The following is a 20,514-nucleotide window of genomic DNA, read 5'->3' as shown; positions in this document are numbered from 1 at the left end:
TCATTATTCCTTATTTTTGAAATAAATGTTCTCTTTAGGCCAACCGCCCGACGCGTAGCAATGTCGGTTTTTACTTAACGTTTTGCAGGAGCACATCATGGCCATCGATCCCACCCGTTTCTGTATCAACCGCAAAATTGCGCCCAGTCTCAGCATTGAATCGTTTTTCAAGCTGGTTCAGCGGCTTGGCCTGAATAAGGTGGAATTGCGTAATGACATGCCCAGCGGCAAGGTGACCGATAGCCTGAGCCACCAGCAGGTAAACGCGCTGGCGCAGCAGTACGGCATGGAGATTGTGACTATTAACGCGCTTTATCCTTTTAACCGACTGGATGACGCGCTGCTGGCGCAGGCGGAAGCGCTATTGAAAGAGGCGCAGGCGATTGGCGCTGGTGCGCTGGTGCTTTGCCCGTTAAATGAGGGGCAGCCGATCGCGGCGGAAAAAACCATCGCCGCGCTGCAAAAGCTCGCGCCGCTGTTTGCACAGTATGGAATTAAAGGTCTGGTAGAGCCGCTGGGGTTCCCGCAAAGCTCGCTGCGCTCTGCGGTACAAACTCAGTCGCTGATCCGCGATGCGCAGGTTCCCTTTAACCTGCTGATCGATACTTTCCATCATCATCTCTATGAACAGGCTGAGCAGGAGTTCGCATCCGGCATTGATATCGAGCGCATCGGTCTGGTGCATCTTTCCGGGGTAGAAGACACGCGTCCCATCGCGGAGCTGACCGATGAAGAACGTATTATGCTCAGCAAGGGCGATGTGCTGAACAGCGTGGCGCAGGTACGGCGCCTTGAGCAGATGGGCTATCGCGGCGTTTACGCCTTTGAACCTTTCTCTTCTGATTTAGCGAACTGGCGTGAGGCGGATATCGAACGTGAAATCCGCCAAAGTATTGAACTGCTGCAGGCTTAATGCGGCGCGGTTCTGCAAGAGTTATCTGTTATTTGTGTCTTTGCAGTTTCTGGCCTCCAACGGAGGCCTTTTTTATAGCGCCTTTATGACGACGCTTCGGGCTGCCGACGCATGCGCCACGTTAGCAGCAGCGCCAGGCATACCAGCAGGGCGCTCAGTAGATAGATCACCGGCACACCCGCATAGCTCATGATAAAACCGGCGACCGGCCCGGTAATACCCAGCGAGAGATCCATGAATGCGGTAAAGGTGGCCAGCGCGCTGCCCTGATTCTGCTGCGGCACCGCTTTCACCGCCACCACGCCCAGCGCCGGAAAAACCAGCGAAAAGCCTGCGCCGGTCAGTAAGGCACCCAAATTCGCCAACCATGGGGAAAAAGAGAGCCAGACAATAAACAGCCCCAGCGCCTCCACCGCAAAACAGACCAACGACACACGCAATCCGCCGTGCCGGTTGATGCTGTTGGGAAACAGCAGGCGAGTGCCGACAAACGCCAGGCTAAACAGGGTTAATGAGAATGCTGCCCCCGGCCAGCCTTTCGCCTGATAAAACAGGGTAATAAAGGTGGCGATCACGCCAAATCCCGCTGAGGCCATCGCCAGCAGCAGACCGAATGGCCAAATTCTTCCCAGCACCGCACGAAACGGCAGCGGTTTACCTTTACTGCCTTTGACCGACGGCCGCGGCAACGCCAGCAGGATCGCGACAATTACGATCAGCATAATAACCGCCGCCAACAGCAGAATACCGCCCAGATGATAAATCAACGCGCCAAGCGGCGCGCCCAACGCCATCGCGCCATAGGTGCAGATGCCGTTCCAGGAGATTACCCGGCCAATATGCAGCGAGCCGACCACGCCCACGCCCCACAAGGTAGAACCGGTGCCGGCAAAGCTTTGTCCAATGCCTAACGCCAGCCGGCCAATACAGAGCAAACTCAGGCTGATGAGCGGCCAGGCGGCGCTAAGGGCGGCTAGCGCGTAACAAATACCGCTCAGCAGACAACCAAACAGGCCAAAAATCACCACCTTTTTCGGCCCCCATAAATCAGCATAGCGGCCGGCGTGGGGTCGACTGAGTAGCGTAGAGAGATATTGCAGGCTAATCACCAGCCCCGCCCAAAACGCGCTGTATCCCATCACGTCATGCACGTAGCCAGGCAAGACCGCCAGCGGCAGGCCGATGGCAAGATAGCTGGCAAAGTTGAAAATCACTATTGAAAGAATACGCTGATTCAGACGAAAAGCGCTGACAGAGGCTTCCGTCTCAGGCTGTCCAGACATAATATTTAACTCGTTACGGGTGATAATTAACCGGCTAAGTTTTTACTATACGCAGGTTAGTAGCAATAATCAGTTCGTTGGCAAGGGTTAGCAGCTACAATTTGCTGTGCTGAAATTATTTACAGGGAAAACTATGCTCGCGCCGCAGCAGGAAAAGATGGGACAAAACATGTTGCTGAAGATGGCAACGCTGGTGGTCATTCTGGCAGGGATTCGTGCTGCATCCGATATTATCGTTCCTTTTTTGTTAGCCATCTTTCTGGCGATCATTCTCAACCCGCTGGTCAATATGCTAATGCGTCGCGGTCTGCGCCGCAGCTGGGCGATTACGCTGGTGATGGTGGTGGTGCTGATGGTTATTCTGATGCTGGTCGCCATGCTGGCCAGCTCGGTCAATGAGTTCTCGCTGGTTTATCCGCAAATACGCGCCATTCTTGAGCAAAAGCTGACGGTGATTCAGCACTATGCCGGGCGACTAAACATCCCTGTCTCTACCCGCGCGCTGGCGGAACAGCTTGATCCGAACGCAATTATGAATGTCGCCACCATGGTGCTGACGCAGTTTTCCGGAGCGATGAGTAACTTTGTGCTGCTGATCATGACGGTGATTTTCATGCTGTTTGAAGTACGCCATCTGCCTTATAAGCTGCGCAACGCGCTGATTAATCCGCAGATCCGCATCGCCGGCCTGCATAAGGCGCTGAAAGGAGTGACCCACTATCTGGCATTAAAAACGCTGATCAGCCTGATTACCGGCATTGCCGTCTGGATCAGCCTGTTGTTGCTGGATGTCAAGTTCGCCCTGTTCTGGGGCGTGGTCGCGTTTGTGCTGAACTTTATTCCCAATATCGGGCCAATAATTGCCGGCGTGCCGCCTTTTATTCAGGCGCTGGTGCTAAACGATTTTTATGATGCGCTGCTGGTCGCCGCCCTGTTCAGCGCCATTCATATGGTATTCGGCAATATGCTGGAGCCGCGCGTAATGGGGCGCGGCCTCGGCTTGTCCACGCTGGTGGTGTTTCTGTCGTTGATCTTTTGGGGCTGGCTACTCGGCCCGGTAGGGATGCTGCTGTCGGTGCCGCTGACCAGCGTGTGTAAAATTCTGATGGAAACCACGCCGGGCGGCAGCAAGCTGGCTATTTTATTAGGCAACGGCCGTCCGCCGGTGAAGCGTTAACCATCGGATATCAGGCGGAGGTATCAAACAGATGATCGTAAACGCGCTGCAAATGCAGCGCCATGCTGTCGCGGGCAAGCTGCGGATTCTGCTGCGCGATGGCATTGGCGATCAGCTGATGGTCATGGTTCAACGCCTGAGGAAAATCCCGATCCGCAAAGTGGCTCTCCAGCCGCACAAAGCGCTGGCTTTTACGCCGGTTCCACAGCTGCTCCATCATCTCCCGTAACAGGTCATTGCCGGTCATTTCGCTGATCAGTAGATGAAAGCGCTTATCATGACGCAAAAACTCGTCGTCATTTACCTGATGCTGCGCCAGTTGATGAGCAACCTCCAGCAACTCCTGCCGCTGTTGCGCCGTACCGTGACGCGCCGCCAGTTCGGCGGTCATCGCCTCAAAAGCCTGACGCGCTTTAATCAGATCGCGCAGGCTAAAGGTATCCACCGGCTCAGTCGGTTTGCCCGGCAGCGGATTCGCCACCTGTACGCCGTTGCCGCTGCGGATCTCTACCCAGCCAGTCACCTCCAGCGCAATTAGTGCTTCACGTACTGACGAACGGCTGACGTTGAGTTGCCTGGCCAGTTCACGCTCCGGCGGCAGCAACGTGCCCGGCGCAAACTCGCCGCGGGCGATCGCAGCGCTTATCAGGCTGGAAATTTGTCGATAGAGCCGCTCGGTTTTGATGGCGGGTAGTGTCATAACAATTCTCTCTATCCGGTTAAGGCTGCTGTAAACACGATTTCACGAGGCGTTATTGTTACAGCCAACGCCCTGGTTTATCGGGTACAACGCCTGATAATGGGACAATCATCACTCTTTCAGGCAAAAAACTCCCCTATTCTGGCCCAGCGGCCGGACCAATGGCCCTTTACATTAATCGGCTGGCCGCTGCGTTGGGTCGCCGCTTCGAGATAAATCGACTACAGGAGAGCTTATGGAACACACCTGGCGCTGGTATGGCCCTAACGACCCCGTCTCGCTGGATGATGCCAGGCAGGCTGGCGCGACCGGTATCGTTACCGCTCTGCATCATATTCCGAACGGTGAAATCTGGACAACAGATGAGATCAAGGCGCGGCAGGCACAGCTGGCGGAAAAAGGGCTTTACTGGTCGGTGGTGGAAAGCGTTCCGGTACATGAAGCGATTAAAACCCAACGCGGTGACTGGCAGCGTTATATCGCTAACTATCAGCAGTCGCTGCGTAACCTCGCCGCCTGTGGCATTGATACCGTCTGCTATAACTTTATGCCGGTGCTGGACTGGACGCGCACCGATCTCGGCTGGCTGTTGCCCAACGGCGCACGCGCGCTGCGCTTCGATGCCGTCGCTTTCGCTGCGTTTGAATTGCATATTCTAAAGCGTCCCGGCGCCCAGCAAACCTACAGCGCAGACGAGCAGCGTCAGGCGGCCGATTATTATGCCGCCATGACGCCAGAGGCGATCGCCACGCTGACGCGCAACATTATCGCCGGCCTGCCCGGCGCGGAAGAAGGCTATACGCTGGAGCAGTTTCAGGCGCAGCTGTCGCAGTATGACGGCATTGATAAGGCGCGCCTGCGCGAACATATGGCCACGTTCCTGCGCGCTATCGTGCCGGTGGCGGAAGAAGTAGGCATTATGCTGGCGGTGCATCCGGACGATCCGCCGCGTCCTATTCTGGGTCTGCCACGTATTGTCTCTACTCAGGAGGATATGCAGTGGCTTACCGAGACGGTCAGCAGCCTGCATAATGGCTTTACTTTCTGTACCGGCTCTTACGGCGTACGCGCCGATAACGATCTGGTACAGATGGCGAAAACCTATGCCGACCGTATCCATTTTATCCATCTGCGCGCCACGCAGCGGGAAGAAAACCCCAACAGTTTTCATGAAGCCGCGCATCTGACAGGCGACGTAGATATGGTCGGCGTAATAAAGGTGATCCTGGAAGAGGAGCAGCGCCGCCGCCGTGCCGGCGCCGCACGCGCGATACCTATGCGTCCCGATCATGGTCATCAGATGCTGGACGATCTGCATAAACAGACTAACCCCGGCTATTCCGCCATTGGCCGCCTGAAAGGGCTGGCTGAGCTACGCGGCGTTGAGCTGGCGCTAAAACAGTGCTTTTTCGCTGATTAACCTCGATCGTCTTTCCTCTTCTGGTTAACGCTCACTTAAAGCGCCGGTCTCCGGCGCTTTTTTATGTCTTTCCCTTTTTAGTCCTGCCGATAGCGGAAAAAAGGCGTCTTTACTGCCAGGCTTTAAATAAGCTTAAGTGACAGCAGAGTCTGCTGTTTGTGCGGTTAATGATTACTTTTTATACGCCATTTTCCGCTACTTATGGCTCAGATGTAACATTTTCCGCGTTCTGACGATATACTGTGGGATCATAACGTAATCATTCCGTTAAGTGACTATTACGAGTGATGGCAAAATGAGCTGGTGTTAGGCCAGAAAAAATTTCCTCAACGTGGCGACCTGATCGTTTCTCACTTCGGTTCGCACCGTAGAGGAGATTAAATTAATCAGCAAACACAGGGCGAATGATATGAAACTACGTAGGAAGCGTGTAAAACCAATTGCGCTTGATGACGTTACCATCATCGATGACGCGCGTTTACGCAAGGCAATTACCGCCGCATCGCTGGGTAATGCGATGGAGTGGTTCGATTTTGGGGTATACGGTTTTGTCGCCTATGCCTTAGGTAAAGTCTTTTTTCCTGGCGCCGATCCTGGCGTGCAGATGATCGCCGCGCTGGCCACCTTTTCCGTTCCCTTTCTGATTCGCCCGCTGGGCGGCCTGTTTTTTGGCAGACTTGGCGATAAATATGGGCGTCAGAAAATCCTGTCAATCACCATTATTATCATGTCGCTCAGTACGTTCTGTATCGGTCTGATCCCCTCTTACGCCTCGATTGGCATCTGGGCGCCGATACTGCTGCTGCTGGCGAAAATGGCCCAGGGTTTTTCGGTAGGCGGCGAATATACCGGCGCCTCGATCTTCGTGGCGGAATACTCGCCTGACCGTAAACGCGGCTTTATGGGCAGTTGGCTTGATTTCGGCTCTATCGCCGGTTTTGTGTTGGGCGCGGGCCTGGTAGTGCTGATTTCCGCTATTATCGGCGAAGAAAACTTCCTCTCGTGGGGCTGGCGTTTGCCTTTCTTTGTAGCGCTGCCGCTGGGCATTATTGGGCTTTATCTGCGTCATGCGCTGGAAGAGACACCAGCGTTTCAACAGCATGTGGAGAAACTGGAACAGGGCGACCGCGAAGGCCTGCGTGAAGGTCCAAAGGTCTCTTTCCGCGATATTGCCACTAAGCACTGGAAAAGCCTGCTGGCCTGTATTGGCCTGGTGATCGCGACTAACGTCACCTATTACATGCTGCTGACCTATATGCCGAGCTATCTCTCGCATAACCTCCACTATTCGGAAGATCACGGTGTGCTGATCATTATCGCTATTATGATCGGCATGCTGTTTATTCAGCCGGTCATTGGCCTGCTGAGCGACCGTTTTGGCCGCCGTCCGTTTGTGATTATCGGCAGTATCGCGCTGTTTGCCCTGGCTATTCCCGCCTTTATGCTGATCAACAGTAACGTACTGGGGCTGATTTTTGCCGGTCTGCTGATGTTGGCGATTGTGCTTAACTGTTTTACTGGCGTAATGGCGTCGTCGCTACCGGCGATGTTTCCAACCCATATTCGCTATAGCGCGCTGGCCAGCGCCTTTAACATTTCGGTATTAATTGCCGGTCTGACGCCTACCGTGGCCGCCTGGTTGGTAGAAGCCTCGAACGATCTTTATATGCCGGCTTACTATCTGATGGTGATCGCGGTGATCGGTTTAATTACCGGTATCACTATGAAAGAGACGGCCAACAAACCGTTGAAGGGCGCAACTCCTGCTGCCTCCGATATTAACGAGGCGCGTGAAATCCTGCAGGAGCATCACGATAATATCGAGCAGAAAATCGACGATATTACCGAGGAGATTGCTAAGCTGGAGGAAAGACGTAAGAATCTGATCCAGCAGCATCCGCGCATTAACGAGTAACCAAAAAGCCCCTCACTGAGGGGCTTTTTTTCAGGCTGCGGCGCTTAATCTTGCGGCAGCAATTCGGTTTTAATCCAACCTGGCTCGCGCTTATCAAACGCTTTATAGGCAGACACCACATCGCTGAGCGGCTCTACCTGCGTCAGCACCTCTACCGGATCGATGGCGCCCATTCGCACCAGCTCCAGCAGCTGCGGAATTATGGTGTGATGGTTACAGTTGCCCATTCTCATCGTCAGGTTCTTGTTCATCGCCATACCAATAGGGAAGGTTTCCGCTTCCGGCGGATAGACGCCGATAATGCTCAGCGTACCCGCTTTTTTCAGCGAGGCGATGGCCCACTCCAGCGCCTGACCAGGTGCGTCGCCCGGCACCCAGTTTCCATTGTCAACATGCTGATGATCACTATTTTCCGGCGCGACCTGCGCCACTTCCTGCTGAAACTTATCCGCCTCTTCCTCAGCCTGTGCTGCCGCCGGACCGCTGTGGACGTGCTGGCTATCTACCCCAACTGCATCAATGGCGCAGTCAGCGCCAACGCCGCCGGTCAGCTTTTTGATGGTGGCGACCGGATCTTCTTTCTCAAAGTTGATGGTAAAGGCGCCCTGACGACGCGCCATCGCCAGCCGATCTTCATGGCAGTCAATAGCAATCACGCGCGCCGCGCCCATTAACAGCGCGCTGGCGACGGTAAACTGCCCAACCGGCCCGGCACCGAAAACCGTCACAATATCGCCGCGCTCAATTTCCGCCAGCTCAGCGCCGAACCAGGCGGTCGGAAAAATATCGCTAACCAGAATGGCCTGTTCATCGGTGACCTCAGTCGGCACTTTTATCAGCGTATTAGAGGCGAAAGGAATGCGCGCTTTCTCTGCCTGCAGGCCGTTTACCGGACCGGTAGCTTCCGGGCCGCCGAAGAAGCAGGTGCCCGCCTCCGGGCCGTTGGGGTTAGCGTTATCGCACTGGGCAGTATTGCCTTCCCGACAGGGCGGACAGTAGCCGCAGGAGACCGTAGAGCAGACCACCACCCGATCGCCGATATCGAAATTGCGTACGTTATCGCCCAGCGCTTCAACAATACCGACCCCTTCATGACCCAGAATGGTGCCCTGACGCATATTGCTAAAGGTGCCGCGAATAAAGTGTAAATCAGTGCCGCAGATGGCCGAGGCGGTTAGCCTGATCACCGCGTCATCCGGGCTTTCAATACGTGGTTCAGGAACATCATCTAGGCGAATATCACCGACACCATGCCAGACAAGAGCTTTCATAGAACCTCCTATTACGCGTTGCGTTCATTATTGACGGCGCGGTACCGCGCCCATAAAAATCTAAGTGTAGAAACGATTCAGGCGATCAACAGACGCAGCGGCACGAAAGCGCGCCCTGTGGCGGCCCGATTGTTCTGAAAGTTACCGTCTGGCGTGCTGGCACATTAGCGCCCACACTTAAGCTTTACGTTTAAGGAGGAAGGCTATGCGGATACACCACCTGAGCTGTGGTTCGATGTGTCCTTTTGGCGGGGCGTTGTATGACGGCTTCAGTAAAGGCGTGCACGCTCACTTAGTTTGTCACTGCTTGCTGATTGAAACCGATCGCGACGGACTGGTGCTGGTGGATACCGGCTTCGGCGAACAGGATCTCCGTCACGACTCACGTATTGCCCTCTTCTTTCGACGGTTCAATAATATTCAGCGCAGCCCTGAACTGAGCGCGCTGGCGCAGGTGCAGCGTCTGGGCTTTCAGGCGCAGGATGTGCGTCATATCGTGCTGACCCACCTCGATTTCGACCACGCTGGCGGGCTAACCGACTTCCCGCATGCGCGCGTTCACCTGCTGCAACAGGAGCTGGAGACCAGCCATCAACGCGACAACTGGCTACAGCGTCGGCGCTATCTTCCTGCTCAATGGCCCGCCAACGTCCAGTGGCAGACCTATCAGCCGCAGGGCGAAAGCTGGCAGGGATTTGCCGCAGTGAAGGCGTTAAACGGGCTGCCGCCCGAAATCCTGCTGATTCCGCTGCCGGGTCATACGCCAGGCCATGCGGGCGTGGCTATTCAGCAAGACGACGGCTGGCTGCTGCACGGCGGTGACGCCTGGTTTTATCGCGGCGAAATGCATCAGCCGCAGCGTCATTGCACGCCGGGGCTGCGTTTTTACCAGTGGATGATGGCGGCCGATAATGCGGCGCGGCGGGAGAATCAGCAGCGGCTACGGACACTGTCGCTAAGCCAGCAGGAAAATATCACGCTGTTTTGCAGCCACGACGCGAAAGAGCTGGAAAAAATGCAGGCGCGTAGTCGATAAAAAAACCCCGGCGCCAGGCCGGGGGTCATGATTAAGAGTGGTGTTCAATTACGCGCTGCTGGCTTTCAATAGCAATTTTGCGCGGTTTCTCACTTTCAGGGATCTCCTGATAGAGCGAAATTTCCAGCAGGCCGTGCTCCAGACGCGCGCGTTCTACTTTTACATGCTGCGGCAGAGCGTAGCTGACGCTAAAGTTGTGGCGGCTAATGCCACGGTGCAGCCAGCTATTTTTTTCATCCTGCTGGTTTTGCTCTGCGGCGCGTTTACCGCTCACGGTCAGCTGGCCGCCCGTAGCGCTAATTTCCAGCTCATCCTCTTTCCAGCCCGGCACGCTAAGCGTAATGGAATAATGGCTTTCATCGAGCCGTTTAATATCACAAGCTGGCGTGGTGGCCAGTGGCGCATCGCCGGTTAACTGGCTAAACAGCCGGTCGATACGGTTAAAACGATCGGAGAACAGGCTGTCGGTAACGTCGGGGAACAGGGAAAGTGTTTTGAATGCCATGAATAACCTCCTGAAAATCTGCTGTTGAGCCATCAAAAGCTTAAACATGTCAGGGAAGTCGCTCCCTGACAGCTATTTATGTGCGGCCGACGCTTTTTCAAGCGGCACAAAAAAATAATGATTTTTTATATTAAACAAGGCTGCTCAGATCCGGCTGGAATATTAAACGGCATGATGTTGCATAGCTGTTAAATATAGCGATTAAGGTCACGTTGCGTTTTATTTTTGCCAGCAACTCCGCACGGGAAGTTTCACCCGCTAATTTAAAAGCGCGTACACTATGATGACTTTTTCACCTGTACAGCAAATAACTATGTCTGATATTTCTCTGATTAATCGCCCCAGAAGATTACGTAAAAGCGCCGCGCTGCGCGATATGTTCCAGGAAACCACCCTAAGCCGCAACGATCTGGCCCTGCCAATCTTTGTGGAAGAAGGCGTGGATGATTACAAAGCGATTGAAGCGATGCCGGGCGTTATGCGCATCCCGGAAAAGCGCCTGGCCTGGGAGATTGAACGCATTGCTAAAGCGGGTATCCGTTCGGTAATGACCTTCGGCATTTCACACCACACCGATGCCACCGGCAGCGATGCCTGGCAGGAAAACGGCCTGGTGGCGCGTATGTCGCGCATCTGCAAAGATACGGTGCCGGAAATGATCGTCATGTCCGATACCTGTTTCTGCGAATATACCTCGCACGGTCACTGCGGCGTATTGTGCGATCACGGCGTGGATAATGACGCGACGCTGATTAACCTTGGCAAGCAGGCGGTGGTAGCCGCGCAGGCGGGCGCTGATTTTATCGCTCCTTCTGCGGCGATGGATGGCCAGGTAGCGGCGATTCGCCGGGCGCTGGATGAAGCGGGTTTTACCGATACTGCGATCATGTCCTACTCCACCAAGTTCGCCTCTTCGTTCTACGGTCCGTTCCGCGAAGCCGCCGGCACCGCGCTGAAAGGCGATCGTAAAACCTATCAGATGAACCCAATGAACCGCCGCGAAGCGATCCGTGAATCCTTAATCGATGCGGCGGAAGGCGCGGATTCGCTGATGGTGAAACCGGCTGGCGCCTACCTTGATATTCTGCGCGATATCCGTGAGCGCACCGAGCTGCCGCTGGCGGCTTATCAGGTAAGCGGTGAATATGCGATGATCAAGTTTGCCGCGCAGGCTGGCGCGATCAATGAAGATGCGGTGATTCTGGAAAGCCTGGGCGCGATTAAACGCGCCGGCGCCGATGTTATCTTCAGCTACTTCGCGCTCGATCTGGCGGAACGTAATCTGCTGTAGTTCCCTTTCAGGCAGCCGCCCGGCTGCCTGGATCATGCTCATTTTTAACTATTTTTCCCGCAGATTTTACCTTTCCCTGCCGACAAACTAAGGTAACGGTTCAGGTCAAGCGCTGGTGCCTGCTCAGCTTGATGGAAGGCGGAATAACATCCACGCTGTTTTTTCCTGAAGTTGTGCCTTTTCTGACCGATACTGTCACGGAGAGTAAATAAATCAAATAACAATGAAGTTCGAAGGTTTTTATGAAAACACCAGAAATCCCTGCTAATGAGCATCAGCGCCTGAGCGAACTTTATGCGCTGAAAATATTAAATACGCCAGCCGAAGAGCGTTTCGATCGCCTGACGCGGCTGACAAAACGCTTGTTCAATGTTCCAATTTCGGTTGTCAGCCTGCTGGATGCCGATCATCAATGGTTTAAATCGAGCGACGGCATCAGCGCGACCCAAACGCCACGCAATATCTCTTTCTGCGGCCATGCGATTCTGCAGGATGAGGTGATGATTGTGGAGAATGCCAGTGAAGATCCGCGCTTTCATGATAATCCACTGGTTACCGGCGAGCCGCATATTCGCTTTTATGCTGGCTGTCCGCTGCGCGCGCCTAACGGGGCGAAAGTGGGCACGCTGTGCATTCTGGATAGCCAGCCCCGTGCCTTTGATGCCGATGATGCCTGCGCCTTGCGCGACCTGGCCTCAATGGTGGAAGCCGAACTGGTTAATTTCCAGACAGCCACCTCCGATGAGTTGACGCAGATATCCAACCGGCGCGGCTTTATGGCGCTGGGGCAGATGCTGCTGTAAGAGTGCGCGCTGCGCCAATGCTTCGCCTGTCTGGCGTTTTTCGATCTCGACCAGTTTAAGCAGATCAATGATAACTTCGGTCATCGGGAAGGCGATCGGGCGTTAATGGATTTTGCCGACGCACTGAAAATCAGTTTTCGCCATTCGGCGCTGTTTGCCCGTCTCGGCGGCGATGAGTTTGTCGTGCTGTTTATCGATATGAATCAGCAGCAGGCGGATGAACGGCTAAAGGATTTTCGCGCCGAGCTGGAGCGGTATATCGAACCGCTGGAGCGCCGCTACCGCCTCGATTTTTCCGTGGGGATGGTGGAGTTCGATCCGGCCCAGCCGCAGCCGCTAACGAGCCTGCTTAATCACAGCGACGGTATTATGTATCAGCATAAAAAGGCGCGACGCCAGCAGCATTAAACCGGATCCGGCTCGGCAGCGCACTGCCACCAGTAGATGGGGTTGCAAAGCGCACGATGCCATGCAAGCAGCGTGGGCGCATCCAGCCTGTCCAGTTGGACGCGCGCCGCCGGAGAGACCAGCTCGGGAAATGCCAGCGCCTGGCGCGCCCGCTCCAGCACATCGCCGTCGGGCTGGAGCCGCTGCCATAGCCGCTCACGCTTGTCCACCAGCTCATCAGCGGCAAGCTGAGCGATATTTTCTTCCATCGTCTGCAAAAAGCGCTGAATATGTATTAACAGGTCGGCAGCCTTGCACTGCGGCGATTGTAAAGCAAACAGCACGCCTGCCCGATCGGCGACATGATGAAAGCTGCAGCTGACCACATAGCCGATCTGCTGTTCTACCCGCAGGCGCTGAAAAAAGGCTGGCTGATAAATTAACGCCAGCATTCTCCACGCCAGCTGCGCCTCCAGGCCTGGCTGCGTTAACGGGCAAAACAGCAGCAGCGCCGTATCGCCCTGGCTCAGGCGCAGCGTCTGACGCTGCCCCGCCAGCGGATCGCACCGCAGCCAGCGGGCTGCGTTTTTTACGCTTCCCGGCAGCTGACTCAGCAAACGGGCCAGTTGCTGAGCCAGCGTCGGGCTGCCGCCTGACAGCGCTGCCTGCCATACTACTTTTTCCAGCGCGGCGCAGGCGGGCTGTTGCGCCAGCAGCCAGCCCGGTAGCCGGTTAAGCAGCCGACGCACCGGAATATCGCCCTGCTCTTTTTGCCGCTCCCGTTGCCAGGCGCGCGCGCTGGCGTCTGACGGCGTAAACGCCTGCAGCTGCGTAACGATAGCCGCCATTGCCGCCAGCATAAATACCGGTTCGCCGCTCAGCTGCAGCTGCCAAATCCCCTGCTGACGCTCAACGCTCAGCCTGCCGTTCTGATGCGCCAGGCTGGCCGACAACGCGCGTAGCGCCGCCTGCAGAGCATAACCCAGCGGGTCGGTAATCGGGGTTTCCAGCGCCGGGCGCAGCGTTAATACCGCAGGCGCGGACGAAGGCAAATGCAGTAAAGGCGCTGCGCTATGGGGTAAGGTGGACGGCGCAGCCAGCGGCGGGAAAGGCCAGAAACGCAGCGGTAAAGCGGAGACCGTTGGAACCGAGTGGAAAGGCGCGCTGATAAATTCGAATCCTGCCGAGGAAGTCACCTCGCCCTGCACGCTCTCATCCAGCCACAGGCGGCCGATCTCCGCCTGCTGCAACTGTTTCAGCCAGCGCTGCCAGGCCTCTGGCGTTACCGCTGTCGGCGGGGCAAAGCCGAATGCCTGTTCGCGCAGGCGATCAAGCACGCTTTTGTGGGCATACTGGCGCTGCGCCAGTTGCAAATAATGGTTTAGCTGCGCGGCGGTAAAGGTGGCAAGCTGAGCCAGCCACTGTCGCAGCGCGCCCTCCAGCTGCGCGGTAAGATCCGTACGCGGATGCGCCGGTAAGAAACAAACGGCAATCAGCGCAGCGCCGCCGCCGCGCCAGACCTCCTGTAAACTGACGCCGTCACAGGCGTCAGCGGCCCGCAGCTGCGCCAGCAGGCTGCCTTCCGCTTCATCCCGCAGCAGCTGTTGCAATAGCGCACACCAGCCTGCATCGCTCTCCTGCCAACGATTAAGCGCAAAGGTTAGCGTAAGCTGCGTCGCGCCTGTTGCGCGTACCGCCGCATCCGCGCGCGCCCGTAAGCAGGGAGAGAGCGACACCGCCGCGTCAGCGGAAGCAGAAGCGGAGCCGGACAGACTGGCTCCGTAGCGTCGGGCAAGGGTTTCCAGCTCAGCCAGCGGCTGCGGCCCGCAAAGCCAGAGCGTCATCGCCCCTGCGTGATAACGTTGCTGATGGAAATCGATTAACGCCTGCCGTAATCGGCTAACATCGTCGCCAAAACTGGCGCGGCTGCCGACCTGAAAGCGCTGCATAGCGGGTGGACCGTGAAAAAAATGCCGCTGCGCCACGCCGGTTAACGTCGGCGTATCCTGACGCAGCAGGCGATATTCCGCGTCAATCACCGCCGTTTCCTGCGCGATCGCGTCTGATGCCAGCAACGGCTGCGCCAGCATATCCACCAGACGCGCCAGCCCCGCCTCCAGCCCGCTGGCGGGCAGGCTAAAGAAGTAAGCGGTGCGATCGGCGCGGGTTGTGGCGTTCAGGCGACCGCTCTGCGCAGGCACCCAGCTCATCAGCCGCTGCTGCCCGGTATAGCCTGCACTGCCGGTAAACAGCAGATGCTCCAGCAGGTGCGCCAACCCAGGCCACTGCGCCGGCTCATTGTCGCTGCCGCTGGCGACCTGCAGCAGCGCTGCGGCCTCCGACGCCTGCGCGTCGTGCTGGAGCCGCACCGTCAGGCCGTTATCCAGCCGTAACGAGGCCGCCTGCGACATTACGCGTTCGCCTTAAAGATCAGCTGAGAATTAACCCGATTGCGGAACTGCAGCTGGCTAATCTGCATCTGGGTACAGTTGGCCTCCTCACGCGCCGCAAGGATTTTGCCGTGATGCGGCGATTTAGCGCAGACCGGATCGGCATTATCGGCGTTGCCGGTCAGCATAAAGGCCTGACAGCGGCAGCCGCCGAAATCCTTCTCTTTTTCGTCGCAGGAACGGCAAGGTTCCGGCATCCAGTCAAAGCCACGATAGCGATTAAAGCCGAAGGATTCATACCAGATATGCTGCAGATCGTGCTCCAGCACCGACGGGAACTCTACCGGCAGCTGGCGCGCACTGTGGCACGGCAGCGCGGTGCCTTCCGGCGTCACGCTGAGAAAAATTGCTCCCCAGCCGCCCATACAGCCTTTGGGGCGCTCTTCATAATAATCAGGCGTCACAAACAGCAGATTGGTCAGGCTGCCGCTTTCCGCCATGCGCTGACGATATTGCTTCACCACCTGCTCGGCCCGCTCGATCTGCTCGCGTGTGGGTAGCAATCCTTCGCGATTGAGCTGCGCCCAGCCGTAAAACTGACAGGTCGCCAGCTCGACGTCGTCCGCCTCCAGCTCGATGCACAGTTCAATAATGCGATCGATCTGGTCGATGTTATGGCGGTGCAGCACAAAGTTCAGCACCATCGGATAGCCGTGCGCTTTAACCGCCCGCGCCATTTCCAGCTTTTGCCGGAACGCCTTTTCCGAGCCGGCCAGCGCGGCGTTCAGCGTTTCATCACTCGCCTGAAAGCTGATCTGAATATGATCCAGTCCGGCCTCGGCAAAGCTATCCAGCTTTTTCTCGGTCAGCCCGATGCCGGAGGTGATCAGGTTGGTGTAAAAGCCAAGATTGCGCGCGGCGGCGATCAGCTCCGGCAGATCTTTGCGCACCAGCGGCTCGCCGCCGGAGAAACCGATCTGCACGCTGCCCATCGCCCGTGCCTGGCGAAATACCTCAATCCACTGCTCGGTGGTCAGCTCTTTATCCTGCTGGGCAAAATCGAGCGGGTTAGAGCAGTACGGGCACTGCAGCGGACAGCGGTAGGTTAGCTCCGCCAGCAGCCACAGCGGCGGGTTAACCGCCGGTTTCCGTTCAGTCACGGAAGATGATCCACTTCTGTTCATAGGCCTGGCCAAAAAAATCAGTCACGTCATTGCCCAGATCGGGCACGCCGGGGAAACGCGCGCTCAGCTCGGCGACGATATCGCCCAAGGTGCGCTTGCCATCCACCAGCAGTAAAATTTCTGCGGCGCTGCCGTTCAGACGCGCCATGCCTTCCGGATAGAGGATGACATGACAGTTTTGCGCCTCTTCCCACTGCAGGCGGAAACCGCGGCGGAACTGCGGGATCTGTGATGCGGTAATTTCCATTACACCAGTCTCGTTTTATGCCAGGCGAGATCCGCCGTGACCGTATGGTAAGGGGGACGTTTCATTTCGTACGCCATGGTCATCGCATCCAGCATGCTCCACAGAATATCCAGCTTAAACTGCAGGATTTCCAGCATCCGCTGCTGTTTCTCTACCGTGTCGCAATACTCCAGCGCCAGCTGCAGGCCATGCTCTACGTCGCGGTTCGCCTGACTCAGGCGGCTGCGGAAATAGTCGTAGCCTTCCGCTTCGATCCACGGATAGTGCTGCGGCCAGCTGTCGAGCCGCGCCTGATGGATCTGCGGCGCGAACAGCTCGGTCAGCGAGCTACAGGCCGCTTCCTGCCAGTTGGCGCGGCGGGCGAAATTAACATAGGCATCTACCGCGAAGCGCACGCCGGGCAGCACCAACGCTTCCGATTGCACCACTTCGCGATCCAGACCTACCGCCTCGCCCAGGCGCAGCCAGGCTTCAATGCCGCCTTCGCTGTCACCGTAGCCGTCGTGATCGAGAATGCGCTGCACCCATTTGCGGCGCACCTCCGGATGCGGGCAGTTAGCCATAATAGCGGCATCTTTCAGCGGGATATTGGTCTGATAGTAGTAGCGGTTCGCCACCCAGCCCTGAATCTGCTCACGCGTCGCTTTGCCGTTGTGCATCGCGATGTGATAGGGATGATGAATATGGTAATAAGCGCCTTTGGCGCGCAGCGCCTGTTCAAAAGCCTGCGGCGAAAGCGGCTGTGCCTGCGTCATGGTTATACCTCGATTAACATGCCATCCCAGCTCACTTCGATGCCCTGCTGCGTCAGGCTTTGGCGCTCGGGGGACTCTTCATCCAGGATGGGGTTGGTGTTGTTAATATGGATCAGAATTTTACGTTCCGCCGGTAGCGATGCCAGCAGCGCGGCCAGTCCCTGTTCTTCTGACAGCGCCAGGTGGCCCATATCTTTACCGGTATTTTTGCCGACGCCGGTCGCCGCCAGCTCGTTATCGCGCCACAGCGTGCCGTCGATCAACAGGCAGTCCGCCTTTTGCAGCCACGGCATCAGCGCATTATCCGGCTCGCCCAGGCCCGGCGCATACAGCAGGCTTTTACCGCTATTGCCATCTTCGATAAATAGCGCCACGTTATGGCCCGGCAGCGGACGGTCGCGATACGGCGAGTAAGGCGGCGCGTTGCTCAACAGTGGAATGGCGGTAAAGCGCAGACTCTGGCAGACGCTGACGCTGAATGTCTGCTCCGGTACGATGGCATGATGGATCAGCCCGCCGTTCCAGTGAGAAAGCATGGTAAAAACCGGAAAGCCGGTAGTGAGATCCTGATGAACCTCTTCAGTACACCAGACATGGTGCGGACAGCCTTCACGCAAATTGAGTAAGCCCGCGCTGTGATCGATCTGGCTGTCGGTAAGGATAATGGCGCCAATACCGGTGCCGCGCAGCACGTCGGGGTTATTCAATTCGGGCGAAGCCAGCAGCTGATGGCAAATATCGGGCGAGACATTGCACAGTACCCAATCTTTTCCATTGTCGCTGAGCGCAATAGAAGATTGCGTACGCCGTGAGGTTTTCATCGTGCCGTTACGCACGCCCTGGCAGTTTTTACAGTTACAGTTCCATTGCGGGAACCCTCCGCCAGCCGCGGAGCCAAGAACTTTGATCTGCATGTGATAACCGGGAAAGGAGAGTAACAGGCCCGCGACGGGCGCGGGCGCAGGGATTAGCGGTTGGAAATATACAGCGTTACTTCCAGACCCAGACGTAAATCTTCAAATGCAGGTTTGATCCATGCGGACATAGGGGTTCTCCTCTTGGTGTTAAAATGACGGATTGTCACCCTTAATTGCGGCAGGCAATCCGTAACTTGTCAAATATGAAAATTTGGCAGCGCAGATGTTGCTCTAATGTGACTTAGATCGCAACTTTTCTATTGACCCCACGTGCGCTTTAACACTCGCAGCCAGTTGCGCCAGGCCAGCTTTTGTTGCAGATCCGCATCAATACCCGCAGCGGTTAAGGCGTTAAACAGCGCGGGCATCCCGGTGACATCACCCAGGCTTTCCGGCACGCTGATGCCGTCGAAATCAGAGCCAAAGCCCACCCGATCTTCCCCTAACTTATCCAGCAGAAAACACAAATGCTTAACAATTTCGTTAAGGGAGGTGTCGGCGTTGCGCTGCCCGTCGGCGCGCAGAAAAGCATTGCCGAAGTTAACCCCGACAAATCCGTTGCTGGCGGCGATCGCCTCCAGCTGCGCATTGGTCAGGTTACGCGGCTGCGCGCAAAGCGCGTGCGCATTAGAATGCGTGGCCACCAGCGGCGCATCGCTCAGCTCAGCGGTTTGCCAGAAGGTTTTCTCATTCATATGCGACAGGTCAATCAGCAGCCGTCGCTGATTACAGGCACGAATCAGCGCCTTACCCGCTGCCGTCATGCCTTCGCCAGTATCGGGCGAGCCGGGAAAACCACCGTTCACCCCGACGCCGAAGCGATTGGGCAGATTCCAGAACGGTCCGATGCTGCGCAGCCCAAGCTGATAAAAACGATCCAGCAGCGTCAGTTCCTCATCCAACATCTCTGCGCCTTCGATATGCATTACCAACGCCAGCACATCCTGTTGCAGACACTGTTCAATATCGGCGGCGGACAGGCAGAGCCGCGCCCGACCTGCGGACGCCTCCGCCAGCTGACGCAGAATGGCAATCTGCGCCTCGGCTATCGCCAGCGCGTCGTGCTGCGCCTGCACCAGCGTCACCTCCTGACCGCGCTCCCCGGCCAGCCAGGCGACCGGCGGCACAAAAACCGCAAACAGACCGCCGGCAAAACCGCCCTGACGCATACGAGGAAAATCGAGATGGCCCTGCTCCCGGCCGTTGAAAAAAGCCTGCACCGGATTGTCCGCGTGATTTACCCACAGGCGCAGCAACAGATCGTTGTGGCCATCAAAAAATTTTCCCGCGTTTATCATTTTAACGTCGCTAAATCCTCGATCAGCGCCTGATGAAACTTATCCGGCGCTTCCATTTGTGGCGCGTGTCCCATACCGTCAAACTCTACCAGGCGGGCATGAGGAATGCGTTTGGCTGCCTCTTTGCCCAGCACCTGATAATGACCCAGCTGCGCCTTCACCTCCGGCGAAGCAATATCGCTGCCGATGGCGGTGGTATCAGCGGTGCCGATAAATAAGGTGGTGGGAACACGCAGGTCCGGCAATTCATAGTAAACCGGCTGGGTATAGATCATGTCGTAGATCAGCGCAGAGTTCCAGGCGACTTTTTTATGCCCCGGCCCGCTGTTCAGCCCGGCCAGCATATCGACCCATTTGTCATATTCCGGCTTCCACTGACCAGAATAGTAGGTTTGCTGCTCATACTTTTTTATACCCTCCGCCGACAGTTTCAGTTCGCGCTGATACCAGTCGTCCACCGATCGCCAGGGCGCGCCTTTGGCTTTCCAGTCTTCAAGGCCGATAGGGTTGACCATCACCAGCTTTTCCGTCTGCTGCGGATACATTAGCGCGTAGCGCGCCGCCAGCATGCCGCCGGTGGAGTGGCCGATAACGATCGCTTTCTCCACGCCAAGGCGCTGCAATAGCTGATGGGTATTGTTAGCCAGCTGCTGGAAGCTGTACTGGTAGTTATCCGGTTTGGTTGAGGTACAGAAACCGATCTGATCCGGTGCGATAACCCGATAGCCCTGCTGGCTTAACGCTCGCAGCGTACTTTCCCAGGTGGCGCCGCAAAAGTTCTTACCATGCATCAGTACCACTACGTGACCATTGGCGTTGCCGACCGGCTTAACGTCCATATACCCCATGCTGAGGTTCTGCTGCTGAGAGGTAAAGGTGAAATGCTGTAGCGGATAAGGCATTGAAAAGCCTTCCAGCTGCTCGCCGTAGGAAGCGGCGGCGGCATGACCCGTCGCCAGCATCAGCGTCAGGGCCGAGGCCATAGACGTTAGCTTGTTCATTATTCTGCTCCTGTGGAATGT

At 56.5% G+C, this 20,514-nt stretch carries 18 protein-coding genes and 1 pseudogene; 7 read left to right on the top strand and 12 right to left on the bottom strand.

Annotation, left to right across the window (positions count from 1 at the left end; genetic code table 11):
* Positions 1 to 97: 97 nt before the first annotated feature.
* The gene (locus tag K6958_RS01200) at positions 98 to 913 is read left to right on the top strand and encodes a TIM barrel protein (protein WP_249892983.1); all 816 of its coding nucleotides are present in this window, start codon (positions 98 to 100) and stop codon (positions 911 to 913) included.
* 83 nt (positions 914 to 996) lie between these two features.
* Here the strand turns inward: K6958_RS01200 and K6958_RS01195 are convergent, their stop codons facing one another.
* Positions 997 to 2,196, bottom strand: coding sequence for an MFS transporter (locus tag K6958_RS01195; protein WP_249892982.1), 1,200 nt, complete (start codon positions 2,194 to 2,196; stop codon positions 997 to 999).
* 133 nt (positions 2,197 to 2,329) lie between these two features.
* Between K6958_RS01195 and K6958_RS01190 the strand changes: the two genes are divergently transcribed.
* Positions 2,330 to 3,373, top strand: a complete 1,044-nt coding sequence (locus K6958_RS01190) for an AI-2E family transporter (protein ID WP_249892981.1) — start codon at positions 2,330 to 2,332, stop codon at positions 3,371 to 3,373.
* 10 nt (positions 3,374 to 3,383) lie between these two features.
* Here the strand turns inward: K6958_RS01190 and K6958_RS01185 are convergent, their stop codons facing one another.
* Positions 3,384 to 4,073, bottom strand: a complete 690-nt coding sequence (locus K6958_RS01185) for a FadR/GntR family transcriptional regulator (RefSeq protein ID WP_249892980.1) — start codon at positions 4,071 to 4,073, stop codon at positions 3,384 to 3,386.
* Between the two features lie 235 nt (positions 4,074 to 4,308).
* Here K6958_RS01185 and uxuA point away from each other — a divergent pair, with 235 nt between their 5' ends.
* Entirely contained in the window at positions 4,309 to 5,493 is a 1,185-nt protein-coding gene (gene uxuA, locus K6958_RS01180) for a mannonate dehydratase (RefSeq protein ID WP_249892979.1), read from the top strand.
* Between the two features lie 409 nt (positions 5,494 to 5,902).
* Positions 5,903 to 7,408 (top strand): glycine betaine/L-proline transporter ProP, encoded by a 1,506-nt coding sequence (gene proP, locus K6958_RS01175; RefSeq protein ID WP_249892978.1) that lies wholly within the window; start codon positions 5,903 to 5,905, stop codon positions 7,406 to 7,408.
* Between the two features lie 44 nt (positions 7,409 to 7,452).
* Here proP and K6958_RS01170 read toward each other — a convergent pair whose 3' ends face one another.
* Positions 7,453 to 8,679, bottom strand: a complete 1,227-nt coding sequence (locus K6958_RS01170) for a zinc-dependent alcohol dehydrogenase (protein WP_249892977.1) — start codon at positions 8,677 to 8,679, stop codon at positions 7,453 to 7,455.
* 205 nt (positions 8,680 to 8,884) lie between these two features.
* Between K6958_RS01170 and K6958_RS01165 the strand changes: the two genes are divergently transcribed.
* On the top strand, positions 8,885 to 9,715 hold the full coding sequence (locus K6958_RS01165; protein WP_249892976.1) for an MBL fold metallo-hydrolase: 831 nt from the start codon (positions 8,885 to 8,887) through the stop codon (positions 9,713 to 9,715).
* Between the two features lie 31 nt (positions 9,716 to 9,746).
* Here the strand turns inward: K6958_RS01165 and K6958_RS01160 are convergent, their stop codons facing one another.
* On the bottom strand, positions 9,747 to 10,220 hold the full coding sequence (locus K6958_RS01160) for an Hsp20 family protein (RefSeq protein WP_249892975.1): 474 nt from the start codon (positions 10,218 to 10,220) through the stop codon (positions 9,747 to 9,749).
* Positions 10,221 to 10,533: 313 nt separating this feature from the next.
* Between K6958_RS01160 and hemB the strand changes: the two genes are divergently transcribed.
* A complete protein-coding gene (hemB, locus tag K6958_RS01155) occupies positions 10,534 to 11,511 on the top strand; it encodes a porphobilinogen synthase (RefSeq protein ID WP_249892974.1) in 978 nt (325 codons plus the stop codon).
* Positions 11,512 to 11,753: 242 nt separating this feature from the next.
* A pseudogene (locus K6958_RS01150) lies at positions 11,754 to 12,722 on the top strand (sensor domain-containing diguanylate cyclase).
* Here the strand turns inward: K6958_RS01150 and pqqF are convergent.
* The 8 genes from pqqF to K6958_RS01110 form a co-directional block, all read right to left on the bottom strand.
* The gene (pqqF, locus tag K6958_RS01145; RefSeq protein ID WP_249892973.1) at positions 12,719 to 15,112 is read right to left on the bottom strand and encodes a pyrroloquinoline quinone biosynthesis protein PqqF; all 2,394 of its coding nucleotides are present in this window, start codon (positions 15,110 to 15,112) and stop codon (positions 12,719 to 12,721) included. The pseudogene K6958_RS01150 and the gene pqqF overlap by 4 nt on opposite strands.
* Positions 15,112 to 16,275, bottom strand: a complete 1,164-nt coding sequence (gene pqqE, locus K6958_RS01140; protein WP_249892972.1) for a pyrroloquinoline quinone biosynthesis protein PqqE — start codon at positions 16,273 to 16,275, stop codon at positions 15,112 to 15,114. Before pqqE ends, pqqF begins: the two co-directional genes overlap by 1 nt.
* On the bottom strand, positions 16,244 to 16,522 hold the full coding sequence (gene pqqD / locus K6958_RS01135) for a pyrroloquinoline quinone biosynthesis peptide chaperone PqqD (RefSeq protein WP_249892971.1): 279 nt from the start codon (positions 16,520 to 16,522) through the stop codon (positions 16,244 to 16,246). The genes pqqE and pqqD overlap by 32 nt, the downstream gene beginning before the upstream one ends.
* The gene (gene pqqC, locus K6958_RS01130) at positions 16,522 to 17,277 is read right to left on the bottom strand and encodes a pyrroloquinoline-quinone synthase PqqC (protein WP_249892970.1); all 756 of its coding nucleotides are present in this window, start codon (positions 17,275 to 17,277) and stop codon (positions 16,522 to 16,524) included. The genes pqqD and pqqC overlap by 1 nt, the downstream gene beginning before the upstream one ends.
* Positions 17,278 to 17,279: 2 nt before the next feature.
* Positions 17,280 to 18,191: a pyrroloquinoline quinone biosynthesis protein PqqB gene (gene pqqB, locus K6958_RS01125; RefSeq protein WP_249892969.1), complete on the bottom strand. Its 912-nt coding sequence runs from the start codon at positions 18,189 to 18,191 to the stop codon at positions 17,280 to 17,282.
* Positions 18,192 to 18,244: 53 nt separating this feature from the next.
* Positions 18,245 to 18,322 carry a pyrroloquinoline quinone precursor peptide PqqA gene (gene pqqA / locus K6958_RS01120; RefSeq protein ID WP_071883753.1) on the bottom strand — a complete coding sequence of 26 codons (78 nt, stop codon included), beginning with the start codon at positions 18,320 to 18,322 and terminating at the stop codon, positions 18,245 to 18,247.
* 129 nt (positions 18,323 to 18,451) lie between these two features.
* Positions 18,452 to 19,492, bottom strand: coding sequence for a dipeptidase (locus tag K6958_RS01115; protein ID WP_249892968.1), 1,041 nt, complete (start codon positions 19,490 to 19,492; stop codon positions 18,452 to 18,454).
* Positions 19,489 to 20,493: an alpha/beta fold hydrolase gene (locus tag K6958_RS01110; protein WP_249892967.1), complete on the bottom strand. Its 1,005-nt coding sequence runs from the start codon at positions 20,491 to 20,493 to the stop codon at positions 19,489 to 19,491. The genes K6958_RS01115 and K6958_RS01110 overlap by 4 nt, the downstream gene beginning before the upstream one ends.
* Between the last annotated feature and the right edge of the window lie 21 nt (positions 20,494 to 20,514).

It is taken from the genome of Mixta hanseatica (genome assembly GCF_023517775.1).
GTDB classification, from domain to species: domain Bacteria; phylum Pseudomonadota; class Gammaproteobacteria; order Enterobacterales; family Enterobacteriaceae; genus Mixta; species Mixta hanseatica.
The sequence above is the reverse complement of the archived record's forward strand: the minus strand, read 5'-3'. Positions and strand labels throughout refer to the sequence as shown.